This window comes from Deefgea rivuli DSM 18356 (genome assembly GCF_000620145.1).
Classification (GTDB): Bacteria; Pseudomonadota; Gammaproteobacteria; order Burkholderiales; family Chitinibacteraceae; genus Deefgea; species Deefgea rivuli.
Genome location: NZ_JHVM01000018.1, coordinates 1 through 26,579, shown reverse-complemented (window position 1 = coordinate 26,579; position 26,579 = coordinate 1). Strand labels below are relative to the sequence as shown.

The window sequence follows — 26,579 nt, the reverse complement described above, 5'->3', positions numbered from 1 at the left end:
TTAAGGTAGATTAGGCTTTTTCATTGCAAAATGCACGGCGTTTTGTGGCGAATCGGCATAAAAAAACCGCTGACTGAGCAGCGGTTTTTTTGAGTGGATCAACTTAGCTATTGGGTTGATATAAAACGACTTTCATCCCTGGCACTAAGTTTTGTCGATTCCATTTTTTTAAGTCATCGAGTTCAACATCGTATTTTTTGGCGATTAAGCTATACGTGTCACCGCGCTTGGCTACATAGCGAATCGGCGCAGCTGTTTTGCTGTTTTTCGCGTTGCTGCGCTGTACGGCCAGCGTATCGCCAATCGCTAAATGATTCGATTTTTGCCCGTTCAGCGCTTTAAGCTGCGCCACGCTTAGGCCGTAGCGGTTGGCGATATTAAACAAGGTATCGCCTTTAGCCACTTTATGTTCGCTACCTTTATTGGTTTTGGCGAGCACTGGCATCGCTTTCGGTGCGTCATTCGCGCCGGTATCAATCGCATCGGATTCGCGATTTTTATGCAAAGCGGCGAGGGTTTGGCGCTCAGAGATGTCTAGCCCGGCTACTTTTGGCACCAAAATCGTTTGGCCGCGGGCGATATTGTCTTTTCCAGCAATGTCGTTGATGTCACGCAGCTCGGCTGGCGCAATGCCAAAAGTGCTGGCCAGTTCATCAAATCGCTCACCCGATTTGGTCACATACGGCTGCCAATTGAGTAGTGGCTCGGTGTATTGCGCTAGGTTGCGCTCGAATGCGGCTTTTTTCGCAATCGGCAACACCATTTGGCGGTCATCTTTGTGCGCGATAACGGGGCGGATAAAGCCAGGATTCAGGCGCAATAATTCATCAACGCTGATTTCCGCTAATTGCGCCGCAACTGATACATCCATGTGTTTGCCGGTTTGCAAGGTTGTGAAATACGCTTGGTTATTCATTGGCGTTAAGGTAACGCCATAAGCGGCTGGGTCGGCAATGATATTGCGAATCGCGAGTAATTTTGGTACGTAATTGCGCGTTTCATCCGGCATTTTTAAGTCGATGTATTCAGCAGGTAAGCCCGCCGCGAGATTCTTATTGACCGCACGTTTAACCGCATTTTCGCCCCAGTTGTATGAAGCCAATGCGAGTTGCCAGTCGTCAAACATACCGTGGATTTCTTGCAAATAAGACAGCGCAGCACCCGTTGCAGCCACGACATCGCGGCGACCGTCATACCACCAAGTACGCTCTAGCCCGTAGCGCTTGCCTGTTGCAGGGATAAATTGCCACATGCCTGCGGCTTGCGCTGAAGAAATTGCTTTCGGGTTGTAGGCAGATTCAATCATCGGTAGCAGCGCGAATTCCATCGGCATGCCGCGTTTTTCGACTTCTTCAACGACGAAAAATAGGTAGGGATTACTGCGATTAATGATTCGATTCAAATAATCAGGCCGACTGGCGTAATAGTTTTCCCATTTACTGACTAATGGGCTGTCAATATCGGGAATGACAAAGCCTTTGCGAACGCGGCTCCATAAGTCTTTCTCGATGGGCGCGTTGATGACGCTGCTGATGCCGTTGCTGAACAAAGCATTCATCACTTGCGCGGTATCGTGATCAACTTGGAGCGGGTGATTATTCAGCTGGTAATCGAGCCGAATGATGGGGTCGGCAGCAAACAGCGGCGTTGCCAAGATGGCAGTAAGGATAAGCGCAGGCAATTGCAGCTTCATAAGCCGATCCCATTGGATGTGTGTGATGAATCTTGGGATACTAAATGCCGCTTTCCTGCTGTGTCAACGTAGATACGGGGAATTTCTTGATCAACGGAAAGAATCCTTCCATTTTCGCAGTGCCGTGAAGCAATCTAGCTCAGTTTGAATGCTGGGCGTATGTGCTTTGACGCGAGCAAATAGTGCTTCGTCATGCACGCGCAAATAGGGATTGGTCGCCAGTTCCAGTGCAATCGTGCTGGGTAAAGTCGGCAGATTGCGGGAACGTTTTTCGCTTTCGATGGCCTGACGTTGAATCAGTGCGGGCAAGGCAGGTTCGAGCACTAGCGCAAAGCGCAAATTACTCAGCGTGTATTCATGGGTACAGCAGACGAGGGTATCTGCCGGTAATGCGGCGAGGCGTTGTAAACTCTGAAACAGTTGCTCGTGCGTGCCTTCAAATAGCCGCCCGCAGCCACCAGCAAATAGCGTATCGCCGCAAAACAGCGCGCCCGCGCCAAAGTAACTTAAATGATCCAGAGTGTGGCCCGGTGTGGCGATGACTTGGAAGGCTTCATCGAACAAATGAAGGGTTTCGCCGCCGTGGAGCACATGGTTGACGTGCGCAATGCCTGCGGGACCATAAATGGGTAATCCAGCTTGTGCTAAGGTCGGCAAGCCGTCGGTGTGATCGTGATGGTGGTGGGTGATTAAGATCGCGGCGAGTTGGCATTGCTGTTCGGCCAGCCACGCTTGCAGCGGCTCAGCCGCACCGGGATCGACGGCGATGACTTGATTTTCTTTCTGCATCAGCCAGATATAATTATCAGTAAAAATAGGCAGGCATATTATTTTGAGCATGTTGTATATCAATCCTGTGGATCATCGTCATGAATGCTGAGTTTGATCATTTTGCCGTTTGGCTCGCCACGCCCTTAGGGCGTTATGTGGCATTGAGTGAAGCGGCATGGTTTGAGCGCGCCGCCGTGGATATTTTCGGCTACAAAGCTGTGCAACTGGAATTACCGCAAATCGATTGCTTACGTAGCAATCGCATGCCGTGGCGCTTGCAAGCCGGTGAGGCGACAGGCACACAATTGAAATGCGTGGCGCATGAATTGCCGTTTGACGAGCAAAGCCTCGATTTAATTGCCTTGCCGCATGTGCTGGATTTTTCTCCTGATCCACACGCTGTGCTGCGTGAATGCCAACGCGCTTTGCGCCCCGAAGGTCGTTTGTTGATTACGGGTTTTAATCCGTGGAGTTTATGGGGTTTGCGCCGTTTAAAACCCAATCAAGATATGCCGTGGAAAGGCAATTTTGTCGCGCTGCCTAAATTGAAAGATTGGTTGGGTCTACTCGATTTGCAACCCTTGCACGATGAACATTTGTGTTATCGCCCGCCGATCCAGCGTTCTAAATGGTTAGAAAAAAGCCGATTCTTTGATCAAGCCGGTGATCGCTTGTGGCCTGCGGGTGGCGGTGTGTATTGTCTTGAAGCGGTAAAACGCGTGCGCGGCATGCATGTGATCGAGCCGCAATGGCGCGCCGTAACGGTAAATCCAAATACGGCCGTCGCCGTTGAGAAAATGCGTCAGCAGGCGAATAAAGATCGATGCAAGTAGGTATATTAATCTAGCCATTATTTAGTAATGGCTGGATGGCTATACCCTATCGCATTGCTTGGCTGTCTCTTGCATCGCTTTTAGGATTTTTAGCCCGTCTTCACGGGTTTTGATGGCGATTTTGACATCATAACCACTGCCAAAATTACCGCCGCCAAATGAAACTCTTAACTCGTCATCTGCAATATCGACGTATTGCACTACGGTGAGATTGATAAAGCGCTCGGGTTTGGCCTCGCCCAGTATTTTCCACGGACAGAAAGTCGCCGCTGCGCTTGTCGTAGCGGTTAAAATGAAGCTTAAAGCAATTGCAATCTGGCGCATAAGTCTAATCCTAGATAGATAAGCAAAAGTTTTGGCCTAAGGCCACCCGGTCTTGCATCGTTGTCTCGCCTTGTCGTACTAGATGTACTGTCTTGGGCTTGCCCGTCTTGCCATAAAACTTTTGCACGAATACTTAATCCGAAAGTGAACGAACAATGATTGAAATCTACACCGATGGTGCCTGTAAAGGCAACCCTGGCCCAGGCGGCTGGGGCGCTTATATGATTTATGGCGAGCACGAAAAAGAACTTTTTGGCGGCGAAGCGCATACCACTAATAATCGCATGGAATTGCTCGGCGTGATTTCAGCGCTGGCTGCGTTAACGCGCGCTTGCGAAGTGACGATTCATACCGATTCGCAATACGTTAAAAACGGCATCGAAACGTGGATTCATGGTTGGAAGAAAAACGGCTGGAAAACCGCCGCCAAGCAGCCAGTAAAAAATGAAGACCTGTGGAAACAGCTCGATGCAGAAGTCGCGCGGCACACGGTGCAATGGCGCTGGGTGAAAGGCCACGCGGGTAATCCGGGCAACGAGCGCGCTGACCAACTCGCCAATCGCGGCGTTGAATCGCTATCAACTTAAACGTCAAGCGCGAAATCGGGTTCAAGGCAGGAAGGAAAATAATTTTAAGCATGATTCATGCTTTGTCTCTTCGCGGATACCCACTCCAAATCATTAGCTTGAATGGTAAAAAGACCACTGTGATAAGTAGGGCGTAACCCACTATTCACGCAGTAGTATCATGGTTGGGATGCAGAAAGTTTTGTTCTCTAATTTCTGTGTTCTTACTGTAATCACTGATTTTGGTGGCTGACCATCTGAAGTGATTTCACGTACTCGCGATGTGATTGACACACAAAGGATGCCACCATGAAAACCCTAACTCTTTCTACTTTTGCCCTTCTGATTGTTGGCTCCGCGCAAGCGGCCATTTCAACGATGAACTATGCTTGCCCGACAGGGATAGAGCTGCATATTGAGCAAGGTGGCCGCGCCTATTTGAACGGTAAAGATGCCAAATTAAAAATAGTGAATGAAAATTACTTTGAAGTTCGGGGTAATGGTGTCTCGGTCGAGGTGGGAAGCAATCCTGATGGTTCTCGTATCGTGAGCTATACAGGCAAGCACGGTGCCAATGGCATGTGCTCTGAAGTCGACGCCCCAAAATCTACTGCTCAGCCTGCCGCGAAGAAAACGATGCCAAAGAATATGGGCAGCTATTGTTCTGGAGAAGCCGCCGGCCAATTGAACACCAAGCCAAAGTACATCCAGACTGAAAAAGCTTCTGTAACATCCGCTGGATATGCAATCAAAGGTTCTGCTGATTTAGGTCAGCAAGGTAAAAAATCATTTCAGTGTGATTTTGACCCGAGCGGTCAATTGCAGCGCTTTCAAGTCTTGTGAACGAGCGTTGAGAGAAGGATGATTTCTTAAATAGTCTGATGGGGTTTTTGAATGGCGCGATGGCTACGATTGCTGTGCCTGCTGGCGATGCTGCTGCACATACAGGTTTTTGCTGCTCAATCGCAGTCATCTGTTGTGCTGGCCGATATCAAGGCGGTTCCCGATACCGCGCCGCATGCCATTGCGATCACCGACATTCCGCAGCAAATCGATGCCGATAGTACATTTTTGCAAAACCTCATCCAGCGTAGTCAGGCTGCACCGCCAACTGATGGATTCCAGCAATCGTTACAGAAAATCAAAGTCAGCGCAGACAAACTACAGCAACGGATTAATGCGGTACATTTAAATGAGACGCCCTTTGCCCAGCTGGAAACGCTGGTTCGGCATTATCAATTTATTAATGAGCAACTGATTGCATGGCAAGCCCGGCTTCAGGCCAGTGCGCAGCCACTGGCAGAAGATGCGGCGCAATTGGCAGTTCGCCGCTCCGTCTGGCGAGAAACGCATAAAGCCACTGCGGGTTTATTACCTTCAGCGCTGCAATCGAGCATTGATCGCCTAGAGCAGGATTTTTCTCTCGCTGAAGTGGCCATATCGCAACCCTTATCTAGCTTGATGGCATTGGATCGTCAGGCGAGCCAGCGGCATCTCGAGTTGAATAAAGACTTGCAAAGTCTCCGGCAACAAATTACGCAAACCGATGAATTACTGTGGAATATTGATTCTCCAAATCTGTGGTCAGCGATTTTTGCCGAGCAGCATGCCGTACTTAATCCCACGCCACTGACTGACCAACTGGCTGATGAGCTCGAATTAGCCAATGATTTCAAGCAAGGAAGCCGTAGTCAGCGCACCTTGTTATTGATTTTCTTGGTTTTGCTGCTGCCTTTATTAATCTGGCTGTCTTTTCAGGCGAAGTCTCTTGCTGCTGCCGATGCTAAAGTTGCGGTGAATCGCACTGTATTATCACGTCCGGTTTCTGCATGGCTGCTATTACTGGCTGCGGGCATGATTCTGGAAAATACCAATGGCTCCTACTTACGCCAGCAGATGCTACTGTTGCTGGCATGGTTGCCTGTTATGCGCTTGCAGTCTCAGTCCATGCATGATGCGGTTGGGCGTTGGCTGTATGCCACGCTGATCTTTTTTGTGATTCAAGTACTGTCGAGTCTCATTGTTGGCGAGCCATTGATATTTCGATTGTTCGTGTTATCCAATACGATTTTGATGCTGATGATGTTTATCGTCTTGATTGTGCGGCAGCAGCGCCTCGCATCCGGGCGGGTTCAAAGATGGGTGCAGATTTTATTGTGGGGCGGTGCCATATTGATGGTTCTTGCTTTACTGGGAAATCTAATTGGTAATGTGCATCTAGCAAGCTTACTCACGCAAGCAACACTCTACAGTATGTATCTGGGGCTATTTATTCTTGCTGCCCATAACGTGATACTGGCCAATTTCTCTCTATTATTGCATCGGAGCGCCATTGCTTTACGCCATCGCACGCAGCATGCTTATCGCTTGCTGGGGGTGGTGCATCGCTTATTTATTTTGGCCTTGGCTGTGGCTTGGGTGTATGGCGTGCTGGAAGCCTTTCGCGCTTTGCGCCCCACCTTGGATGAGTTGAGTGTTATCGCTGGCTATACCCTAGCGCTCGGTTCGATTTCACTCACGCTAGGTGGGATAGTGCTGTTTTGTGTTTCGGTTTATTTGTCGTTCTGGTTGGCACAAACGCTACGTAGCATTCTAAGCGAAGACATTTTGCCTTCGATGATTTTGCCGCGTGGCGTAGCCAATAGTATTTCGACCATGTCGTATTATTTCTTATTGATTCTCGGTCTGATGATTGCCCTCACAGCGGCAGGCTTTCAGTTGTCACAACTGGCTATTATTCTTGGTGCGCTCAGTGTGGGGATTGGTTTTGGTTTGCAAACCGTTGTAAATAATTTCGTTTCAGGTTTGATTCTGATGGTTGAGCGGCCGATTCAACCGGGTGATATGGTGGAAGTTTCCGGCACGATAGGCAGTATTCGCGATATTGGCATGCGCACCACGACGTTAACGACATTTGACGGTGCTGATGTGGTGGTGCCCAATGGCATGTTGTTGTCCGAAAAGCTGACCAACTGGACGCTGAATAATAAGCGCCGCCGAATTGAAATCCCTATTGGTGTGAGCTATCGCAGTGATCCGAAAGCCGTGCAGGCTTTGCTACTTGCTGTAGCGCAAAGCACGGCCGGGATCAGCTTGGAGCCGGCTCCTGTGGTTTTGTTTATGGGCTTTGGTGAAAATTCGCTCGATTTTAGTGTGCGAGCCTGGATTGATAATTACGATCAATCGCTTACGATTCGCAGTGAAATGGCGCTGGGCATCCATGCCGCACTGAAAGCTGAAAATATCGAAATCCCATATCCACAGCGGGATGTAAATATTCGCATGATGGCGCAGAACACGGATCTTGCCTGATTAATCCGGCAATTTTGGGAAAACGCAATGAAAGTGCACGCCGCTATTGGGCTGGCTGTGAATTTCGATGCTCCCCTTGAGTCGCTGGGTAATCAGGTTGTACACAATATTCATGCCCAAACCGCTGCCGCCTTGGCCGAGCTTGGTCGTGAAAAAGGGGTCGAAAATATGTTGTTGGATATTTTCATCCATCCCGCAGCCATCATCGCGGTAATCCAGCACTAAGGCACCGCTGGCATTCTGGCTTAATTCAATCTGCATCACACCGGCGCTCTTGCCTTCAAAGCCGTGCAAAATACTGTTATTAATAAAGTTGGTAATAATTTGCGCTAGGCTACCTGGGTAGGTATCGACTTGTAGCTCTTTTGGGCATTGGGTTTCCCAGTAATACGGTGTGTGTTTTACGCTGGGCGATAGATTGAGCAAAATTTCATTGAGATAATCATTCACATTAATCCAGCGCCGCACATCGCTATTTTGATCGACGGCGATTTCTTTAAAGCTTTTGATGAGTTCAGCAGCACGCTGCAAATTACGCTCGGTGACCATGACGTTTTCACGCGCGGCTTGTAGAAATTGGGTGAGCCGATTTTTGCCTAGTTTGCCTTCATCTAGATCGTTTAAGACCAGTTTAATTTCACTGTGTAAAGTGCTGGTGGCGGTGACGCCAATGCCAATCGGCGTGTTGATTTCATGCGCGATGCCGGCGACCAGACGACCCAAAGACGCCATTTTTTCATTGCGCTGCAATTCAAGCTGAATCTCGTCACGCTCTTTGTTGGCAAAAATGCGCTCGAGTAAATGCACAATATGGCTGCAATGCATAATGTCTTCGCGCCGCCATGGATTGGGCTGGGCGATTTGCATAAAGCTCACCATGCCAAAGTGCTTATTATGAATTTGCAGTGGGAAATCCAAAATCGATTGCGGCATTGCATCGCGATAGCACTGCAAAATTTCGGTCGCAGCAGGATGTAGGCGCGCGTCGGGAGCGATTACGAGCTGCTCCATCTGATTGATATATTTGAAATAATGCGGCGTTTGCTGCGGGTTAATTTGAAATTGTAACTGCACTTTTTTGCTGTACTGCACGGCGCAATCATAGCCGGACGCATGCGGATTGAGTGTCCAGATGCCAATCCAATCGAGCTGCAAAATCTGTGCTGCTTCGTTGAGCACCAGCTGCAATGAAGCGTGTTGCCCCAGATTAATCTCGGGATTGGCGGCCAGTTCGAGCAATTGCTCGCTGACGGGTTTTTGCGTTAAGTCGTAGTGGCGCAGCGATTGCAAGCGCTCGGGGGCGCTGAGTAAATCCATTTGCTGGTTAATTGCTTGTTGTTGCCTCGCTAATTCCAAAGCGGTTTGCAGATCGCCTTGCTGTTCGGCTAGGCGAGATAATCGCTCCAAATGATCACGCTGGTTATAGAGTGAGTCAGTTTGCTGTGCAAAGGCCAGAGCTTTTTCACTGAGCGCATAAGCGGCATTGTGGTCGCCTTGCTGCTGCAATATATGCGAAAGCGTGTCGTAGCAAACGCTGCGTAGCCAGGAATAGCCACTTTTTTCGGCCAGCGCCAGCGCTTGTGTGGCGCTGGCTTTGCCTTTGTCTAATTGTTGCTGATCCAGATAAACATGGGCGAGATGCCAATGCGCTTCGGCGATGTATTCTTGGATATCGCCTTGCGTGGCATAGTACAAACCGCGTTCAAATTGCTGTTCTGCCAGATCAAGTTCATTGGGAAAATAAAAATGATTCACGCCACGGTTGAGTGCAAGCTTGCTGGCTAGGTAGGGATTATCAATTTTGTCGATCAGTTGTTCAGCGTCTTTAAAGTAGCGTGCACCTTGGCCGGGATCGCCTAATTCATTGCTAATTTGGCTTAAACCAATGCGCGCTTCGATGCCGGATGCAATATCGCCAGTCAGTAGGCTGGTGTCGATGCAGCGCGTCCAAAGTTGCAAAGCGTCACGGTATTCGCTGCGGGTGTAGTGAATACGGCCGAGCGCCTCGTAGAGTCGTCCGGCTTGTGTGGCGAGTGTATTTTCTTCGGCCAGATTGAGCGCTGCTTTGAGTTCTCCCTCAATACTGGCCGCTTGCCCGATACGTTCTAGCGTGAAGTAGCGCTGATACAGCGCATCAAATTGCAGCGCTAAATCTCCGGCTGCGGCAGCGTTGGCTTCGATGCGCTGATATAGGCTGAGTGCAATCTGCGGGTGACGACGTGCAATCCGGTTAAGTCGAAGTAAGCTGGTATGCATTGTCACCCCAGTTATTTATTTTGATTGTAAATAGCGTCTCCGTTTTATAGCTGGTTTTAGGGTGATTTTTGTCATTTCTCACGTCGTGGCTGGTGCAAATCCAATCACATCCATGCCCAATACGCCCAGCGACATACTTTGATGCAAGGCGGTGCTAGTCGCTGATTTTCCTGCGGCAGCGCGCGCGATCAATAGTGGTAAAAAATGCTCGGGCGTTGGATGCGCGCGGCGGGCGTGCGGCAAGGTATTTTGCCAGTTTGCCCAATCATCAGGGCTATAGGTATTGAGCGCTGAGTAAGTCGCAGTAATGAACTCAGCCACATACGGCTCAATCTCAAATTCAGTTTGTCCCGTCTGCATCCGCCCAAAGGCTTCGCGCAAATTATGCGTGATGCTGCCTGAACCGATCAGTAATACATCATCCGGCAAAATTTCCGCCAAATGTTCCCCCAAAGCCCAATGCGCGGCGGCATCCATATTTTGCGCCAATGAAACTGTCACGACCGGCACATCGGCGTTCGGATACATCAGTTTCAGTGGCACCCACGCGCCATGATCGAGCGCCGCATCATCGCTTATCGCAATCGTCGTGCCCAAATTCGCGAGTTGCTGCGCTAAGCGTTGCGCGAAATTCGTATCGCCTTGTGGGCGATATTGCATTTGGTAGAGTTCAGGCGCAAAGCCGCTAAAGTCTTGCCATTCCTGCCATTGGTGCGTGATGCCAACGGTATTCTGAGCCTGAATATTGTGCGCCGAAATCAGTACGATCAACTTAGGGCGCGGCATGGTTTGGCCGAGCGACAGCAGGAAATCGCGAGCCGGAATATCGTCAATCACCAACGTCGGCGCGCCGTGGCTAATAAAGAGAGTGCGTGGCATAGGTCATCCTTTTTGATGCTTCAATCATACGATTTTGCGCAAAACCCTGCGGCGAAATGATTTGAACGAGTCATCGAAAAAAAATGAACTGGGGCTGAAAAGCAGGAGTCCACGAAAAACACGAAAGGCACGAAAAAATACAAAAACGAAAAGAGGCAAAGCAATTGAATTTGTAGGAGTGGACTTGCCCGCGAAGGCACTGAGTACGGATTCATTTTTGCTCTGTATTGGCAATGCTTTCGCGGGCAAGCCCGCTCCCACGAAGTTTTCTTGCATAGAAACTTAAGCGGCTTCGTTTTTTTGTCTTTCTTTCGTGTTTTTCGTGCCTTTCGTGGACTCCGGTTTTGACTTTGGATTTCACCGCGCTGGGCGCAGGCTGGCACGAACATCAGTTACAATAGCCGCCATTGTTTTGTGGGGAATTTCGTATGCGTCAGCTGTTTTTAGATACCGAAACGACGGGTTTGCGCGTTGAAGATGGCAATCGTTTGCTGGAAATGGCGGCGGTAGAAATGATCGATCGCAAGCTCTCCAAAAGTGACGCGCATTTTCATCGCTACGTGAATCCGGGGCGCGATTCGGAAGAGGGCGCTTTGAACGTCCACGGCTTGACAACGCAATTTTTGAGCGACAAACCCAAGTTTGCCGAAGTGGTCGATGATTTTCTCGCCTATGTGCAAGGCGCTGAGCTGATTATCCACAACGCGCCGTTTGACGTGGGCTACCTAAATATGGAGCTAGGTAAACTGGGGCGCGGCAAGATTCAAGATTACGTTGTCAGCATCACCGACACGCTGAAAATGGCCAAAGATCTGTGGCCGGGTAAGCGTAACAGTCTGGATGCGCTGTGTGATCGCTACGAAGTGGATCGCTCAGGCCGGACATTGCACGGCGCGCTGATTGACTGTGAGCTGCTCGCCGAAGTGTATATGGCGATGACGCGCGGCCAAGATAGTCTGCTGATCGACTACGCGCCGACTGCCGAAGAAAACGCCAGCAATTTAGAGCGCCGCAGCAATAGCTTGCCGCTCATCGTCACGCAGGCCAGCGCTGAAGAGCTGGCGTTGCACCAAAAATATCTCAATGCGCTCGATAAAGCTGTCAAAGGCTCGTGCGTGTGGCGCGAACTTGAACCGCTGTTGCCGAATACCGAGGGCAATCCACAATGAGCGTGTGTATGAATACGACTGAACTTAAATCCGCCGCGCATGCCGCGTGGAACGAGCATGATGAGGCGCTGGCTGAGCAGCATTTTTTAGCTGCGCTGGCGATTGATGAGCAAGACGCGGTGACTAATTACGATTTGGCGCTGTTATATAAATATCAAAGCCGCTGGGCCGAGTCGCTACGTTACAACCGCCGCGCTGCGGAGCTCAATTCCGAAGACGAAGCCGCATGGTGGAATCTGGGTATCGCTGCGACGGCGATTTCTGATTGGGCGACTGCGGCGAAGGCTTGGGAATTCTTTGGCATCACGCTGGATGCGGCAACAACTACCGCGCCAGACTTAAAGCTTGGATTGATTCCGGTACGCATCACGCAAGGTGAGCATGTTGAAGTGCTGTGGGCCAATCGCCTTGATCCGGCGCGAGCGCAAATTGTTAGCGTACCTATGCCCGATTGTGGCGTGCGCTTTCACGACATCGTGCTGCATGACGGCGCACCGCGTGGAACGCGGGAACTGAATGGTAAAGAGGTCCCGGTATTTGATTGGCTAGAATTCTGGCAACGCTCAGATTATTCGACGTATGTGATTGAAGCCATTGTTCCTAATGCGCTAGCGGTGAATACCCTTGATCGCTTAGTTGCCGATTCTGGCTTGGCGCTAGAAGATTGGGGCAGCAATGTGCAGATGTTATGCAAGGCATGCAGCGAAGGAGAGCCACACGAGCATCACGATCACGCAGCCGCTGAAACCGCGCAGGAATGGCAGCCGAAACGTGAATTTGGCGTCGCGGCGCTGAACGATCAAGCGCTGGCCGACGTGCTCGACGCTTGGCAAGCAGCACATCCCGAAGTCGAACTCGTTGAAGTTTACAACGCACTCGATGCCGATGAAGACGCTGAGGATGAGTCAGTATGAGCGCGATTGCGCTGGTTCCCGCCGCCGGAAGCGGCAGCCGCATGGCGTCGACCACGCCGAAACAATATCTTGATTTACTCGGCCAACCGTTGATCGCCCACACGCTGCGCGCATTACTGGGCGCGGCGCGATTGGCGCAAGTCGTCGTCGTGATTTCGCCGGAAGATGAATGGTGGGAAAGCTACGACTGGCGAGCATTGCTCGGTGAGTCATTCGCGCGCCTGCTGGTGCTGCGCGTTGGCGGCGACAGTCGTGCTCAGTCAGTGCTGAATGGCTTAGCGGCATTGCCTGCGTCGGACGCTTGGGTCTTAGTTCACGATGCCGCACGGCCTTGTTTGCGTAGTCAGCAAGTCGATGACATGATTGCCCAGTTGGAGTATGACGACGTAGGCGGTATTCTCGCTGTGCCAGTGGCCGATACCCTTAAAGTGGCGACCAACGAGCAAAGTATCGCTCACACGACGCCACGCGCCGGACTCTGGCAAGCACAAACGCCGCAAATGTTCCGTCAGCAAGAATTGCTCGCTGCACTACAAGCGGCGCTGCCCGAACATGTTGCAGACATCACCGACGAAGCCAGCGCGCTAGAACGCCTCGGCAAATCGCCGAAATTGATTATGGGTAGTCCGTGGAATCTGAAAGTGACCTATCCGCAGGATTTGGTGTTGGCGGGATTATTGTTAGGGGTGAAGTTGCAATAATTAGCAGATAACCCCTTCATTTCTGGGGAAACATTGACGCAAGTTTGAAATATCCAAAATTGTCGTCATACCGGCGTAGGCCGGTATCCAGAGTGACGCTAAAGTGACCATTGCAGCTGGATTCCGGCCTACGCCGGAATGACGAATTAATAAGGTTTGGTGTTTTTCAATGTCTGTCGATGTGGATTTAAATGAGGAAAGAAAAAGCCCGCTAGGTCAATCCAGCGGGCTTTTTTACTAATGTCGTTTTGGCGCTACTTTATATAACTTGCTGTGGCACGACCGGATTTGTGAACTTCACGCCATCGAGTAGCTTTTGGTACATCGCTGGATCAATCCATTCTTGCTGGCATTGCGCAGAAAACTCAATCTGCGAGAGTTGGATTTCGCCCATGCGCGGATTGTAGGCGTCGTGGCGGAAGGCTTGGGCGTAGCCGGTTTCGGTTTCGTGCGCGATGATCGAATGTAGGCGAACGTCGCTTTCGCCATTGGCCATCACCGTTTGCGCCAGCACTTGATCGATAATCACAAAGAACAGGCGCGCAAATTGCTCAGCTGATGGCGACACCGGCATTGCAATCCAGCGCGCTGAAAAGGTTTTACACAAGCGGATGTATTCCGCGTCGTCTTTATCCCAAAAGCAGATCGCATGATCGAATGCATCGATCACATCGCGAATCGTGCCTTTCATCAAGCCAAAATCGTAAACCATTTGCCCATTGTCGAGCGCATCGGCCTCCAGCAGCACTTCTACTTTATAGCTGTGGCCATGAATCGACGTGCGGCAGCGCTCGGACGAGCAATTGCGGACGATATGGGCGTTTTCAAATTTAAATAGTTTGCGAATCAACATATTAAGTTTTACCGATGAATGAGGCTTGTTTGTATCAGAAGCAGGGCTTGGGGGCAAGGCACAGGTTTGTTATCTGGCGAGCAAATTAGATGTACTAATACCTTTGACTGACCGCGATTAGCAATGAATGGATATTTCTTTCAAGAAAACACTAAGAAAGTATCGGGAAAGTAAAATATTTGGCCTATTTTTTAATCAGAAAATTCCATGAGATTTTCGTCACACTTTTACGTAGTTTTAAAAAAATATTACGCGAAAAACTACCAAGTAAAAGTAAGAAAAGTTACATAAGTTAATGCTAATTGACGTACTGCGACTGATTTTGTTGAATATTTAATTTATATTATTCAATGGTTTAAAAGTTTTTTGTTGCGGTGCAATATTGTTTTTGTTGCTATGCTTTGTAGTCGTAAATAACGCATGTTTGTTTCAATTAGGCAAGAAAGTATTTGTTTGGTTTTGTGGTGTTGACAAGGGTTTTGGCTTCAGGATTAATCGTAATTGCCGCGGTCGGCCTGGAAATGGTGTGGTCGCTCAGCAAGGGTAAATACCTAGATTCTTACAAAATGGTAATAACCCTAAGCTGCAGAATAAGACCACTTATTTTGCGGCACGAATGCCAATCAATAATAGGAGGAGACTTTAATGTCCCATTTGAATCGCATCGCACTCGCAGCTATCCCGGCCGCCATTGCAATGATCTCAGTGAATGCTTTTGCAGCCGCTGCATGGAATAGCACTGCAACTTATGTTGCAGGTGACGTTGTTACTTACTCTGGCAAAGATTACAAAGCCAAATGGTGGACTCAGGGTAACGTACCTGGCGCCGAACAATGGGGCCCTTGGGAAGCTATTACTGCAGTAGCAACTGCAACGCCAATCGCTCCGACTGCAACCCCTGTTACTGCAACACCAACGCCAGTTGTTGCAACGCCAACACCAGCTCCGGGTGCATGTACTTACGCGGCTTGGAACTCTGCAACTGCCTACAACGGTGGTGCATTGGTGAGCTCGAACGGTCGTAACTACAAAGCACAGTGGTGGACACAAAATAATGATCCAGCGACTAACGTTGGCTCTGGTAAACCTTGGCTTGATCTTGGTCCATGCGTTGGTGGGGTTGTAACGCCAACACCAACTGCGACTGCGACAGCAACGCCAGTGGTTACCGCAACACCGACTGCGACTCCAGTTGTGACTGCAACACCAACGGCAACGCCGGTGGTTACTGCAACACCAAAACCAACTGCGACTGCAACCGCTACGCCGACTGCAACGCCAACAGCAACACCTGTTGTTACCGCAACGCCAAAACCAACTGCGACTGCAACTGCTACGCCGACGGTAACCCCGACAACAACGCCGGTTGTGACGCCAACACCAACTACAACGCCTATCGTTGGTTCGCAAGACCAATGCCGCCCAGCTGGCTTGGTGTCTGAAGTTGCGAACGTTCCGTATTGCGATGCATACGACACGAACGGCCGTGAAAAACTGGCTAACAACATGAAACGCCGTAGCATCGGTTACTTCACTAACTGGCGCACCGGCAAAAATGGTCAACCTTCATACCTCGGCGCAGACGTGCCTTGGAATGACATCACTCACGTGAACTATGCATTTGCACACGTGAATGACCAATGGAAAGTATCGATTGGTGATGTAAACAATCCAAACAACTCATCAGTTGGCATGGAATGGCCAGAGAAAGGCGCTAAATACGCGCTGAATCCTAGCCTGCCATACAAAGGTCACTTCAACATGTTGAAGACCAACAACAAGAACGGCGTGAAATTGCTGCTCTCTGTTGGTGGTTGGGCTGAGACTGGCGGTTTCTTTAATGATGCCGATGGCCGTACTGTAAGTGGTGGTTTCTACGCACTGACAACTGACCCAGCAACGGGCGCAGTGAATCAAGATCGTATCAATACTTTTGCTAAATCAGCTGCTGCATTCGTTAAGCAATACGGCTTTGACGGTATCGATATCGATTACGAATACCCAACTTCAATGGCAGATGCTGGTAATCCAGAAGACTGGAAAATCGGTAATGCAAAACGTGGCGACTTGTGGAAAGGCTATATGGCTTTGACCAAAACTCTGCGTGCTGAGTTGGATAAACAAGCCGTAGCGGATAACAAGTACTACATGTTGACGATTGCATCACCTTCGTCAGGCTACTTGCTGCGCGGTATGGAAGACTTCGAAGCCGTTAAATACCTCGATTACGTCAACATCATGACGTACGACTTGCACGGCGCATGGAACCACTTCGTGGGTCACAATGCAGCTTTGTATGACACAGGTAAAGATAACGAAATCGCTGATGCGAAGATCTACCAAGGTGGCGATGCGCATTACTACAATTCGCAAGGTTACTTGAACATTGACTGGTCTTATAAATACTTCCGTACTGCATTGGCAGGTGGTCGTATCAATATCGGTCTACCGTACTACACTCGCGGTTCACAAAACGTAACGGGCGGCGTGAATGGTCTGTGGGGTCTTTCGGCTCTGGCTGATCAAACTAAGTGCTACTTAGGTACTGGTTTGAACATGGGCCCGAACGCCTTGACTAAAGCGGGCGCACCATGCGGCTTCGGCGCACAAGGTATTGATAACTTGTGGTTCGACCGTGATGCAGCAGGCAATGAAATGTTTGCCGGTGTGAATCCATTGTGGCACGTGAACAACTTGCGTGATGGCTTGCCAGTTCCGTACGTTGCTCAATATGGTCACGACATCACTAAGCCAGCTAACCAAGTCACTGGTACTTACGTTGAAAGCTACGATGATGTTGCGAAATCATCTTCATTGTGGAATGCCGCGAAGAAAGTGTTCTTGTCGACTGAAAATGAGAAATCATTCGCAGCCAAAGTACAGTACGCAATCGATCAAGGCGCTGGCGGTATCATGTACTGGGAAATGGCGGGTGATTACAGCACGCCAGCTCAAAACGGTACTAGCTCGTACGGCATGGGTAGCACTTTGACCGCACTCGCAGCGACTAAATTGCGCGCAGCAGCACCATACGGTATCAAAGCGGGCGATGTAAACTTTGTTCAACCAGCCGAAGTACTGGATGTAACGCTTGATTTGGTTGGCTTCAAACCTAAAGGTGAGGAAAACTATCCACTCGCTATCGGTGTGAAACTGAAAAACAACTCAACTGTTGATTTGACTGGCGCGAAAGTGTCGTTCAACGTGGCGCCATCGACACCATTGGTACAATCTGAAGTTCAATACCTGAAACCTAGCGATCCACCAGCAGGTAACGGCGTAGAAAACCTCGTTGACATCTACAGTGGCGGTACTTGGTCTGCGGTTCCTGCTAGCAACACCATCGGTAACGTAGGCGGCTTGCCAAACGGCTTCCACCGTATTTCGTACGAACTGAAAGGTGGCACTGGCTGGGGCGTGACTGACTTTAGCGCAGGCAAAACCATCACGATCGGTATGCGTGTGTTTATGCCTATGACACAACCAAGCGGCGTAACGCTCACTCTGCCAAACGGTAAAGTGTACGGTATTAAGCAATAAGCTAGTCTCTAAGCCAGCACGCTGGCTTAACGAAAAACGCCACGATTTGATCGTGGCGTTTTTTTATGGGCTTGAGATGTGTTGGGCGAAATTTCATTGCCTGTTATTTATGCTTGGGGCATGATGGTTTGCGTTTGATGGGGACTGTCAGCTATGAGGGGTAATTTATTTGATGCCAGCTAAGTATTGCTGCACAACTAAATGGAGCAAAGTTTGTAGGTTGGGCTAAGCTTGCGCAGCCCAACGTTCGAGAAGTAACTAGTTCATGGTGGCTTGGCACAGAAGTTATATGTATACGAGTGAAGCCTATATCTATAAGTTCCTGCATAAATATACCCATAAGAATCGAAAGCGATTTTTTAGGTACGAAGAAAAAGCGAATCCACGGTAAACGTTGGGCTGCGCAAGCTTAGTCCAACTTATGGTACTGGCCTTAATGGGTGAGGCCTACTTAATAGTTAGCTCTTTTAATCGGAGTCATAAATGAACACATCAGAAGTAATTAGGAAGCTACAGGCTCTTGAAAAAACAATCCCTTTTGATGCAGAGGTCGTCATTGGCGATGACTGGCAACCCAGTAGTTTGGTTAAAATTTTCCATCAACCACCCTATACATTTCTTGAATTCAAAGGCAGCGGCGAACGCTTCAAGTTAAATTCACAAGAGAATATTTTAATGAGCAGTTTTATATCATCGGTTTTACAACGCTATGCAGAAGGCGACTTACCTCTAGATCATGCAACTGCTGTAATTGCAGAGTTAGTTTCCGTATCGCAAGACTCATGTGCCTCCGAAATAATTTCCCACATTAAAACAGCATGTGAATAAGGGCTAATAAGTCATTCAGCCGGACTGGCCGAGACGCGGCATCTTAGTCGGAACGTTTTGCGAGGTCGGCCAGCCGTTTACTTTTGGCGTTAAGATTTTATAGCCTAAGGAGCATTTACAAATATGGCAATAATGACAACCTGTCTTCTGAACGAACAGATTATTGATATTGTTTCTGCAATTGATCTCAAAGACTCAGGTGGCATCCCTCACCCAGATTTCCGTTGCACCGAATGCGCTCAGCCAGTACGCCCCCATCGTTCAGGTGGCCACGCAGCCGCTCATTTTGAGCATCTAGAGCGCAATCCAAATTGCTCTCAAAGTCATGTCGCACATTAACCCCGAACAAATCATTCAATCGGACTGGCCGAGATGCGGCAATTCGTAAGCCGCAATCCGTAGGGTGTTGAAAGCTGCGCGCATTACCGGCTTTGGCTACGCGACGCGGTGCAATGCGCTTTGCTTATTGGCACCCTACAAATGCTTTGAGTCGAGAGCCACCACTGAGTCAATCGAATTCAAATCTTTTCTAAAACCATCAACAGGAGTGTCTCCCTATGCAAATCGAAAAACGCGTCCATATCGCAGTTCCGCCTACGGTCGTTGACCAGATTTGGAGCGAGGTTGATCGATGGCATCTGTGGGATCCAGATACCAAGCAAGCTCACCTCAACGGGCCATTTACCGTTGGAACTAAGGGCAAGATCACGCCCAGCAAAGGCATGGGCGTGCCTATGGTGATTACCGAGCGTACTGAAAGCCGCTCGTTTACCGTCGAGGGTTACATTCCATTATTTCGCATGCACTTCGAGCATACGGTTGCGCCGGTTGATGGCGGCTCGGAAGTCGTTCATCGCGTGTGGTTCACGGGCGCGCTGGCCTTTTTGTTCGGGCCAAGCGTTGCCAAGCAGCTGCATGTGGGCCTGCCGCGCACGATGCAATCATTGAAGTTGTATGCCGAGAAACGCCACAATGTTGTTCAAGGTGTCGCTTGAGTCTTGCTTCGGTAGATCGTAGGAGGGATTGAACGAAGCAATCTCCATCAATATCAACGCAGATGGAAATCGTTTAAATCATGCCTCAATCCATTTGTTGTAAAATGGATTTTATATGGGTATATGCTTCTGGATATTTTAGGTATTGCTCTGTGTAGATATACCCATCGAAGTCTATTTTCGGCTGAATCACGCTTCATCCATGTAATCGCATTGCTTGAGAATCAGGCTGAACTTCGCACCGCCGCTGCTTGAACTGCCGATTTCAATGTGCCCGCCATGTTGCGCGATGACGGTTTCGACGAAGGCGAGGCCGAGGCCGACGCCGCCGGAGGGTAGGCCGTCGCTGCGGTTCATGCGTTTAAAGCGTTGGCGTAACGTACTTTGAAATTCGGGCGCAATGCCTGCGCCGTCGTCTTCAATGCTGATTTCCCATGCCTCAATTCTGTTCGTAATCGTGCACTGTATCGTTCCTTTGATCCCGCCGTATTTCATTGCGTTGTCGATTAGATTAGTCACTGCGCGGGTGAGGGCGGCGCGATCGGCTTGGCTATAACACGGCATATCTGGAATTTCGGTTTGAATTTCAACGCCGCGCGCTTGGGCTTGCTCCCAAAAAAAGTCCGCCGCATCAAACACAATATCGCCCAGATTGACGGGTTCAAAATGATATTCATTGGCTTGCGCGCGCGCTAAATGCACGAAATCATCGGCTAGCGCCAAGGTGCGCCGCGCATGGCTTTCGATACGCGCCAATTCGCTCGGATGCGGCGCGGGATGATCTTGGCGATACAGTTCAATGATGGTCAAAATCGACGATTGCGGCGCTCGCATATCGTGCGATAAAAAGTGCAGCATTTCCTCGCGCTGGCGCTGCGCTTGCTCTAGCACCGAAATATTGACCAAACTAAAAATCCAACCGACTTGCGTGTTGCTACTGTCGTAACGCGCGATGCGTTTAAACAGCAGCGCATTTTGCGCTGCATCGTGGACTTTGATGGCTAAAATAGCGCTGCTATCCATCTCGCTGAGTGGATCCAAGTCAGCCAAGCCTGATTCGCAGCGAAAATCGGTGAAATAGTCCGTGACCGATAGACCAATCAGTTCGCTATCAAAATAAGTCTGCGCGGCGCGATTGGCGAGCAAAATTTGCCCAGCGCAATTACAAACCAGCATCGCATCGCTCAGATGATCGAGGCTGTCGCGAACAAAGCGTTGCAAATCGCGCAATTGGCCGATGGCACGATTCATTGCGAACATTTTTTGATCGAGTTCATCGCCCGCACCAACATCATTCGTCAGCAGTAGATTGTCGCGCTCAATGTCGGCCAGCTCTTTGGATAAATAAGCGTGCGCGGCCTCTAAACGTCGCCACGCCCACAGCGGATAAATACCGATTACGCAGCAGGCCGCAGCCAGCGGCGCGAACTGAATCCCCAGCCACAAAACCGCTAAACCGGCGCTGACATACAGCAGCGGCAACAGGGCGACGACCGCGATTAAAGCGCGGCGCGTCGGCAGTCGATACACCGCCAGCAAGGCCAGCGCTGCCCACAGCGCAGTGAATAGCGCGTTTTCCATCGCGCTGGCTTTGCGAATTTGGATCTGTTGTCGCAGTGAATCAAGCGTATTAGCAATGATTTCAATGCCGGGCATCAGCGCATGCTGGCTGGCAAACGGCGTCGGATACGCGTCGCCCAGACCCGCTGCTGTTACTCCGACTAATACGTATTTATCACGCCAAAATGTACTGGGGATTTTCCCATCGATGACATCGCTATAGCTAATTCGCTGAAAATGATTCGGTGGCCCTGCATAGGGAATTTGCTGCCAATAGTCGCGCGACCATGTGGCTTGCTGTGTGATCGTCGATGGATCGCGGCGCAAACCGCTGAGCGCCGTATTAGGCAAAGCTTGCCCGCCAGCCGCCAGCAAGGCGAGTGAAAAATGCGGCCACCAAACATTTGACGCACCTTCTTTGAGAAATACACTGCGTGCAATACCGTCGGGATCGAGTTCGAGATGAATATGGCCGAAATAGGGTGTTGCGTGCGCAATTGCGGGCGTGGGTAAGGTGGCGCTGGGGTCGCCATAGCGATTCAGGGTCATGCGAATTGGCAACACGACGCGCCCGAGTTGCGTAATCGCTGCGCCCAAAGCCAAATCATCGTTGGGATGATTAAAATCGGGTTCGGAAAAAATTAAATCCAAGCCCACAGCGCGCGGCTGTCCTGCCTGCAAACGTTGGAGTAAATCGGCATGCAGTGCGCGTCGCCATGGCCAGCGTCCCAACTGCGCCAAGCTTTGATCATCGATGGCAACGATAACAATATCGTTGGGCGCAGCGCGGCGATTAAAATTGCTCAGATGGTCAATCAGCGCCGCATCGATTCGCCCCCAGCCATTCAAAAAACCAAGAGCCAGCGCGCAGATCAAGACCAGCGCGCTAAAGCCGTATTTAAGTGATTTTAGTGAGTGGATCGACACAGTTCTTAGCGCGCGCGGCTTTTAATCGCCCGCCCTGCGCCATCCAGAACGGGGCCAGAAGGGCTGCAAATCATCGAATCCATACTAATAAGGCGCGCCGCAGAGAACTTCGAGCGCAGGCCTTCACTATCGATGCTTTGTAGGTGGAAATAATACGGTGTGCATTGCGGTGGCAAATCAAAGCTGACCTGTGGCTCGGTGACGGTTTGGCTCAACACAATATGGGTAAAGTCTTTATCTGTAGCGACTTGCGTCAGGAAATGGCTACCTTCAATGGCGGCCCAGTGTACGTGGAGTAAATCGTCGAAAGCCCATTTTGGCTCAGGAACGGCCAGCGCAGCAACGGCAATAAACTGACTTGTATCGCTATACGGGCCGCGTTGGCCTGCTGAATCTAGTGTGGCAACGCGCCAATAATGTGTACCGATTTTTTCTATATTCGCCGTAAATTGGCAGCGATCTTGCTGGAGTGTCGTGGTATCGCTGCTGCTACTGCTACTGAAGTCGGCGCTGGATGAATATTGCAATTGGTAGTGGCTGGCGTCGGGCAAATCAGTGCATTGCAGTTCAACGCTGCCAGTTTGTACGGTTTTATTTTGGCTAGGCGATTGTGCTAATGGTGGTAGCGGCGTGGTTTTGACGCGTAATGGTGCGCTAGCGATCAGGCCAAATACGCCATCGCCATCAATGCTACGTACTTGCACTACATAATCACCATCGTCTAAATCGCTGATTTTTGCTGGCAAGCGATGCACGACTTCGCTAAATAGTACTTCGCTGAACTTCGCGTTTTTGGCGATTTGAATGCGATAGCCTTGCGCGCCAGAGGCGGGAGCAAAATTCAGCAGCATTGGGCTGCGTTCAATCAATAGATTTTCGTGGGCTAGCATCGGTGCGGCGATTAAATTACGCACGATTGGCATCTGCTGCGTGGCATTCATCACGCCGCCTTGGCCTGCATTGAGGAAGGTTTTTGGGTCGGTCTTGCTGCGATTACTATTAAAAGCGACGCGGCCTTCGGTGACATCGGTCAGTGAGGCTGATTTGGCGTTGGCTTGCATGACGCCAAAATGTGTACCGCGTACGCCCGTTACTGCCAGTGGCGTGCGCACGTCAAAGCGCGAACCGGTATTTTGCGGCGTAACACTTAAATCTAAGCGGCCTTGTTTGAGTTTCAGTTCGGTTTGCCCGGCATTCGCTTGCGGAATATGGCGTAAACGCTGCATTTGCATTTGCGTATTGGCGGGCAGTTGTACTTCTGTACCATCTTCCAAGCGTAAAGTGGCAAAGCCATCGTTGCCCGTATTGATCCACGCGCCTTCGCTAATTTCAGTGCTGAGCAAGAGCGCTTGGCGGGGGAGTTTCTTTTGCTGGATCAACACTTCTCCGCGCAGAAAAACCGCGCGAGCCGATTGAGTTTGGCCACGGAGTTTACTGAGCGGCAATTCAATCGTGCTGCCTACTTTTAGTGCCAGCGGATCTTTGATGTGATTGAGCGTCGCGACGGCGCGCCAATCTTCGATTTGATTTAGATATTGCTGTGCTACGCGGTACAGATTATCGCCCGCTTTAACTTGGTAGGGCACGCTGGGCTCTGAGGCGTAGATACCGCTACTGATTAGAAATAAAATAGGACTTAATTGCGAGAAGATTTTCATAAGTAGCGTAGCTTTAATTGGTTTTATTCGGCAGGAGTCGGAATCGCATCAGCGCTAACGGCTTCGAGGCGATAGCCTTGGCCATACACGGCGCTTAAGCGATAGCCACGAGCAGGGCGCAGGTTTAATTTCACGCGCAAGGTCGAAATATGCGTATCCATACTGCGTGAAGGAATATCGGCGGCAATGCCCCAAACGGCTTCTAATAAATGGCTGCGCGAGAGTAAACGCCCGCAATTGGCAAATAAATACCGCGCTAAATCAAATTCTTTTTGTTTTAATTCAATGTTTTGGTTTGCAAAGCTCAACATGCGCTCCGCAAGATTAAATTGAAATTGTCCATAATGAATTAAATTGGCTTCCGTATTGGGGTAGCTGCGGCGTAATAAAGCTTTAATTCGGGCATTTAATTCATAGAGGCGAATGGGCTTAGTAATATAGTCGTCTGCGCCCGCCGTTAAGCCTGCGACGATATCGAGTTCTTCGCTGCGATTGGTGAGAAATAAAATTGGAATTTTAAGTTCAAAATTGTCACGCACCCAGCGAACGACTTCAATGCCGGTGGTATCAGGTAGGTGCCAATCGACAATCAGTAAATCAAAGCTCTCGGTGCGTAATTGATTCAGTAATTGATGCCCACGCTCAAAGCCAAAATAGTGATATCCCATCGCCGTGATGGCACGTTCGACTAAATCGAGCTGGTAAATTTCATCATCAAGGTGGGCAATACGCATTTTTTTAAAAGCTATTAAAGTTTGAAAATAAGCATTGATTAATATTGCGATCAAGCTAGCTGCAACTGTACCTGCTGAGTTAAAAAAGGGCTAGTTTTATTGTTTTTTCTATAGTGGCTTCGGATTGTTTGTTAAACATTGTCAATTGGCTCGTAGAGCAGGGCTAATTTATTTACATTGACAAAAATTGCGACTTTTCAATCGGACTAAGGCCTTGGCGTGATGCGCGTGGACTGAACCGATTCAACTTTATTTGGCGGAAAAATTAGCATGAAGCTCAAACCACTCGCACTATTGCTGCTCGCCTGCGGTAGCACGGCCACTTTTGCCGCATCTAATCTACGCGATGCCGTGGAACAAACCGTTTTACGCAATCCCGAAGTCCGTGCCAAGTGGCTCAATTTCCGCGCTGCGGGCAATGAGCAAGACGTTGCGCGTGGTAACTATTATCCAAAAATCGATTTGCAAGGCTATGCGGGCGTTGAGCGCCAAGATTATCCAAATACCAATACCGGCACTTTTAACCATCCCGGCGTATCGCTGGAATTGCGTCAAATGTTGTTCGACGGCTTTGCCACCTCCGAAGAAGTGCGCCGTCTAGGTTATGGCAAACTCACCCGTTATTACGATTTACTCGCCGCCAGTGATGCCGCAGCGCTGGAAACCACCAATGCGTATTTGGATGTGCTGCGTTATCGCAAGCTGGTGCAGCTCGCCAGCGAAAACTACGCCATTCACCAAGAAACCTTTAATCAAATTCAAGAACGCGTGACTGCGGGTGTCGGCCGCCGCGTTGATTTGGAAACCGCATCGGGTCGTTTGGCTTTGGCCGAATCGAACTGGTTAACCGAATCATCGAATTTGCACGATGTGTCAGCGCGCTATGAGCGCCTGACTGGCGCACTGCCCGCCGCCGAAATGAGTAATGCACCGGACTTTTCGACAAAAACCGCGAAAGATTTGGCCACGCTCAAAGAGCAAATGACACAAAATCCGGCCTTCCGTGCGTCGATTTACAATATTCGCGCTGCGCGTGCTGATGCACAAACCAAGAAAAGCAGTTTTTATCCGCAACTTGAATTGCGCGCCAGCCAAGGTTATGACAACAATCGCGACAATATCGACGGCAGCTATAAAGACGGAAAAATTCAGCTCGTCATGAATTACAACCTGTTCCGCGGTGGAAGCGATACTGCGCGCGCCAGCCAATATGCTGAATTGCTCAATATCGCCCAAGAACTACGCGATAAAACCTGCCGCGATATTCGCCAAACCACACAAATCGCGTGGAATGATACTTATCGCCTGCGAGAACAACTCAAATACCTCGATCAACACGTGCTGTCGACCGAAAAAGCCCGCGATGCCTTCCGTAAACAATTCGACATCGGCCAACGCTCGCTACTGGACGTGCTCGATACTGAAAACGAACTCTTCGAAGCCAAACGCGCTTTGGTTCGCGCCGAATACGATCATCAACTCTCTTACGCACGGGTGTTGATGCAATCGCATGAATTGCTTGCTGCTTTGCAGATTTCGCCGCTCGAAAACACCTCGCCCGACAATGATCTGGGCGACAATTTGGCCGAAGATGAAAAAATCAGCTGCTCAGGCGCTTTGATCGCGGCCGTTCCACTGGATCGCGCCGCTGCTGTAGCAGCGCGCCCACCGCGTAGCGCTGAATCTCTAGCTCCAACGCCAGCGACACCCGTTTCCACTACGCCCACTGCAACGTGCGACAAAACCGTGACTGAGTTTGTTGAAAACTGGCGCACGCAATGGTCTAGCAAGAAAGCCGATGAGTATTTAGCGCTTTACAGCAGTCAGTTTGACGTGGGTGCTGGCCGCACACGCGCCGATTGGGAAGCCAAACGCCGTGCTCGTGTGAACAAAGAAGGCGATATCAGCCTGAAGTTTGAAAACTTTAGCTGCGCCAATGTCAGCAAAGACCGTGCCGACGTGACGTTCAAGCAAAACTACAGCTCGCAAAACTACCAAGACGTAGTCGAAAAAACCTTGGAATTGGTGAGCGAGGGCGGCAAATGGAAAATCAAACGCGAACGCGT

The 26,579-nt window shown here is 49.9% G+C and carries 20 protein-coding genes; 11 read left to right on the top strand and 9 right to left on the bottom strand.

The genetic code is table 11. The features are described from left to right. Positions 1–103: 103 nt before the first annotated feature. Together Q320_RS19195 and gloB are read right to left on the bottom strand one after the other, a co-directional pair. The gene (locus Q320_RS19195) at positions 104–1,693 is read right to left on the bottom strand and encodes a LysM peptidoglycan-binding domain-containing protein (RefSeq protein ID WP_035853274.1); all 1,590 of its coding nucleotides are present in this window, start codon (positions 1,691–1,693) and stop codon (positions 104–106) included. A 90-nt stretch (positions 1,694–1,783) separates the two neighbouring features. Beyond that, positions 1,784–2,533, bottom strand: coding sequence for a hydroxyacylglutathione hydrolase (gloB, locus tag Q320_RS0108930; protein WP_027468717.1), 750 nt, complete (start codon positions 2,531–2,533; stop codon positions 1,784–1,786). Between the two features lie 29 nt (positions 2,534–2,562). On the opposite strand from gloB, the gene Q320_RS0108925 reads away from it, so the two are divergent. Continuing rightward, a complete protein-coding gene (locus tag Q320_RS0108925; protein WP_027468716.1) occupies positions 2,563–3,297 on the top strand; it encodes a class I SAM-dependent methyltransferase in 735 nt (244 codons plus the stop codon). Between the two features lie 39 nt (positions 3,298–3,336). Here the strand turns inward: Q320_RS0108925 and Q320_RS0108920 are convergent, their stop codons facing one another. Next, a complete protein-coding gene (locus tag Q320_RS0108920) occupies positions 3,337–3,621 on the bottom strand; it encodes a hypothetical protein (RefSeq protein WP_027468715.1) in 285 nt (94 codons plus the stop codon). Between the two features lie 155 nt (positions 3,622–3,776). On the opposite strand from Q320_RS0108920, the gene rnhA reads away from it, so the two are divergent. The 3 genes from rnhA (at position 3,777) to Q320_RS19185 (ending at position 7,499) form a co-directional block, all read left to right on the top strand. Continuing rightward, positions 3,777–4,208: a ribonuclease HI gene (rnhA, locus tag Q320_RS0108915; RefSeq protein WP_027468714.1), complete on the top strand. Its 432-nt coding sequence runs from the start codon at positions 3,777–3,779 to the stop codon at positions 4,206–4,208. 288 nt (positions 4,209–4,496) lie between these two features. Beyond that, positions 4,497–5,030 (top strand): hypothetical protein, encoded by a 534-nt coding sequence (locus Q320_RS21830; protein ID WP_211251207.1) that lies wholly within the window; start codon positions 4,497–4,499, stop codon positions 5,028–5,030. 51 nt (positions 5,031–5,081) lie between these two features. Next, positions 5,082–7,499: a mechanosensitive ion channel domain-containing protein gene (locus Q320_RS19185; protein WP_051534616.1), complete on the top strand. Its 2,418-nt coding sequence runs from the start codon at positions 5,082–5,084 to the stop codon at positions 7,497–7,499. On the opposite strand, the gene Q320_RS20765 is transcribed toward Q320_RS19185, so the two are convergent. Next, entirely contained in the window at positions 7,500–9,755 is a 2,256-nt protein-coding gene (locus Q320_RS20765; protein ID WP_051534615.1) for an ATP-binding protein, read from the bottom strand. It lies immediately after the preceding gene. A gap of 78 nt (positions 9,756–9,833) precedes the next feature. After that, positions 9,834–10,634, bottom strand: a complete 801-nt coding sequence (locus Q320_RS0108895) for a DODA-type extradiol aromatic ring-opening family dioxygenase (protein ID WP_027468713.1) — start codon at positions 10,632–10,634, stop codon at positions 9,834–9,836. 428 nt (positions 10,635–11,062) lie between these two features. On the opposite strand from Q320_RS0108895, the gene dnaQ reads away from it, so the two are divergent. Genes dnaQ through ispD form a run of 3 tightly spaced genes read left to right on the top strand, consistent with a single transcriptional unit; the run spans position 11,063 to position 13,418 of the window. Continuing rightward, positions 11,063–11,803 carry a DNA polymerase III subunit epsilon gene (gene dnaQ / locus Q320_RS0108890; protein WP_027468712.1) on the top strand — a complete coding sequence of 247 codons (741 nt, stop codon included), beginning with the start codon at positions 11,063–11,065 and terminating at the stop codon, positions 11,801–11,803. An 8-nt stretch (positions 11,804–11,811) separates the two neighbouring features. Next, positions 11,812–12,717, top strand: coding sequence for a hypothetical protein (locus Q320_RS19175; protein ID WP_051534614.1), 906 nt, complete (start codon positions 11,812–11,814; stop codon positions 12,715–12,717). Continuing rightward, positions 12,714–13,418, top strand: coding sequence for a 2-C-methyl-D-erythritol 4-phosphate cytidylyltransferase (gene ispD, locus Q320_RS0108880; RefSeq protein WP_027468711.1), 705 nt, complete (start codon positions 12,714–12,716; stop codon positions 13,416–13,418). Before Q320_RS19175 ends, ispD begins: the two co-directional genes overlap by 4 nt. Before the next feature lie 259 nt (positions 13,419–13,677). On the opposite strand, the gene Q320_RS0108875 is transcribed toward ispD, so the two are convergent. Next, positions 13,678–14,271, bottom strand: a complete 594-nt coding sequence (locus tag Q320_RS0108875) for a 6-pyruvoyl trahydropterin synthase family protein (protein WP_027468710.1) — start codon at positions 14,269–14,271, stop codon at positions 13,678–13,680. Positions 14,272–14,916: 645 nt separating this feature from the next. On the opposite strand from Q320_RS0108875, the gene Q320_RS19170 reads away from it, so the two are divergent. The 3 genes from Q320_RS19170 (at position 14,917) to Q320_RS0108860 (ending at position 19,634) form a co-directional block, all read left to right on the top strand. Beyond that, the gene (locus Q320_RS19170; RefSeq protein ID WP_051534613.1) at positions 14,917–17,811 is read left to right on the top strand and encodes a glycosyl hydrolase family 18 protein; all 2,895 of its coding nucleotides are present in this window, start codon (positions 14,917–14,919) and stop codon (positions 17,809–17,811) included. Positions 17,812–18,294: 483 nt separating this feature from the next. Further along, positions 18,295–18,639: a hypothetical protein gene (locus Q320_RS19165; protein ID WP_035853270.1), complete on the top strand. Its 345-nt coding sequence runs from the start codon at positions 18,295–18,297 to the stop codon at positions 18,637–18,639. A 557-nt stretch (positions 18,640–19,196) separates the two neighbouring features. Further along, positions 19,197–19,634, top strand: a complete 438-nt coding sequence (locus Q320_RS0108860; RefSeq protein ID WP_027468709.1) for an SRPBCC family protein — start codon at positions 19,197–19,199, stop codon at positions 19,632–19,634. A 189-nt stretch (positions 19,635–19,823) separates the two neighbouring features. Here Q320_RS0108860 and Q320_RS0108855 read toward each other — a convergent pair whose 3' ends face one another. Genes Q320_RS0108855 through Q320_RS0108845 form a run of 3 tightly spaced genes read right to left on the bottom strand, consistent with a single transcriptional unit; the run spans position 19,824 to position 24,513 of the window. After that, on the bottom strand, positions 19,824–22,121 hold the full coding sequence (locus Q320_RS0108855; RefSeq protein ID WP_051534612.1) for a CHASE2 domain-containing protein: 2,298 nt from the start codon (positions 22,119–22,121) through the stop codon (positions 19,824–19,826). A 5-nt stretch (positions 22,122–22,126) separates the two neighbouring features. Continuing rightward, a complete protein-coding gene (locus tag Q320_RS0108850; protein ID WP_027468707.1) occupies positions 22,127–23,779 on the bottom strand; it encodes a FecR domain-containing protein in 1,653 nt (550 codons plus the stop codon). Between the two features lie 23 nt (positions 23,780–23,802). Continuing rightward, a complete protein-coding gene (locus Q320_RS0108845; protein WP_027468706.1) occupies positions 23,803–24,513 on the bottom strand; it encodes a response regulator transcription factor in 711 nt (236 codons plus the stop codon). A gap of 270 nt (positions 24,514–24,783) precedes the next feature. On the opposite strand from Q320_RS0108845, the gene Q320_RS19160 reads away from it, so the two are divergent. Next, positions 24,784–26,579 (top strand): TolC family outer membrane protein (locus Q320_RS19160; RefSeq protein ID WP_051534611.1); only part of this gene is annotated, 1,796 nt, incomplete at its 3' end.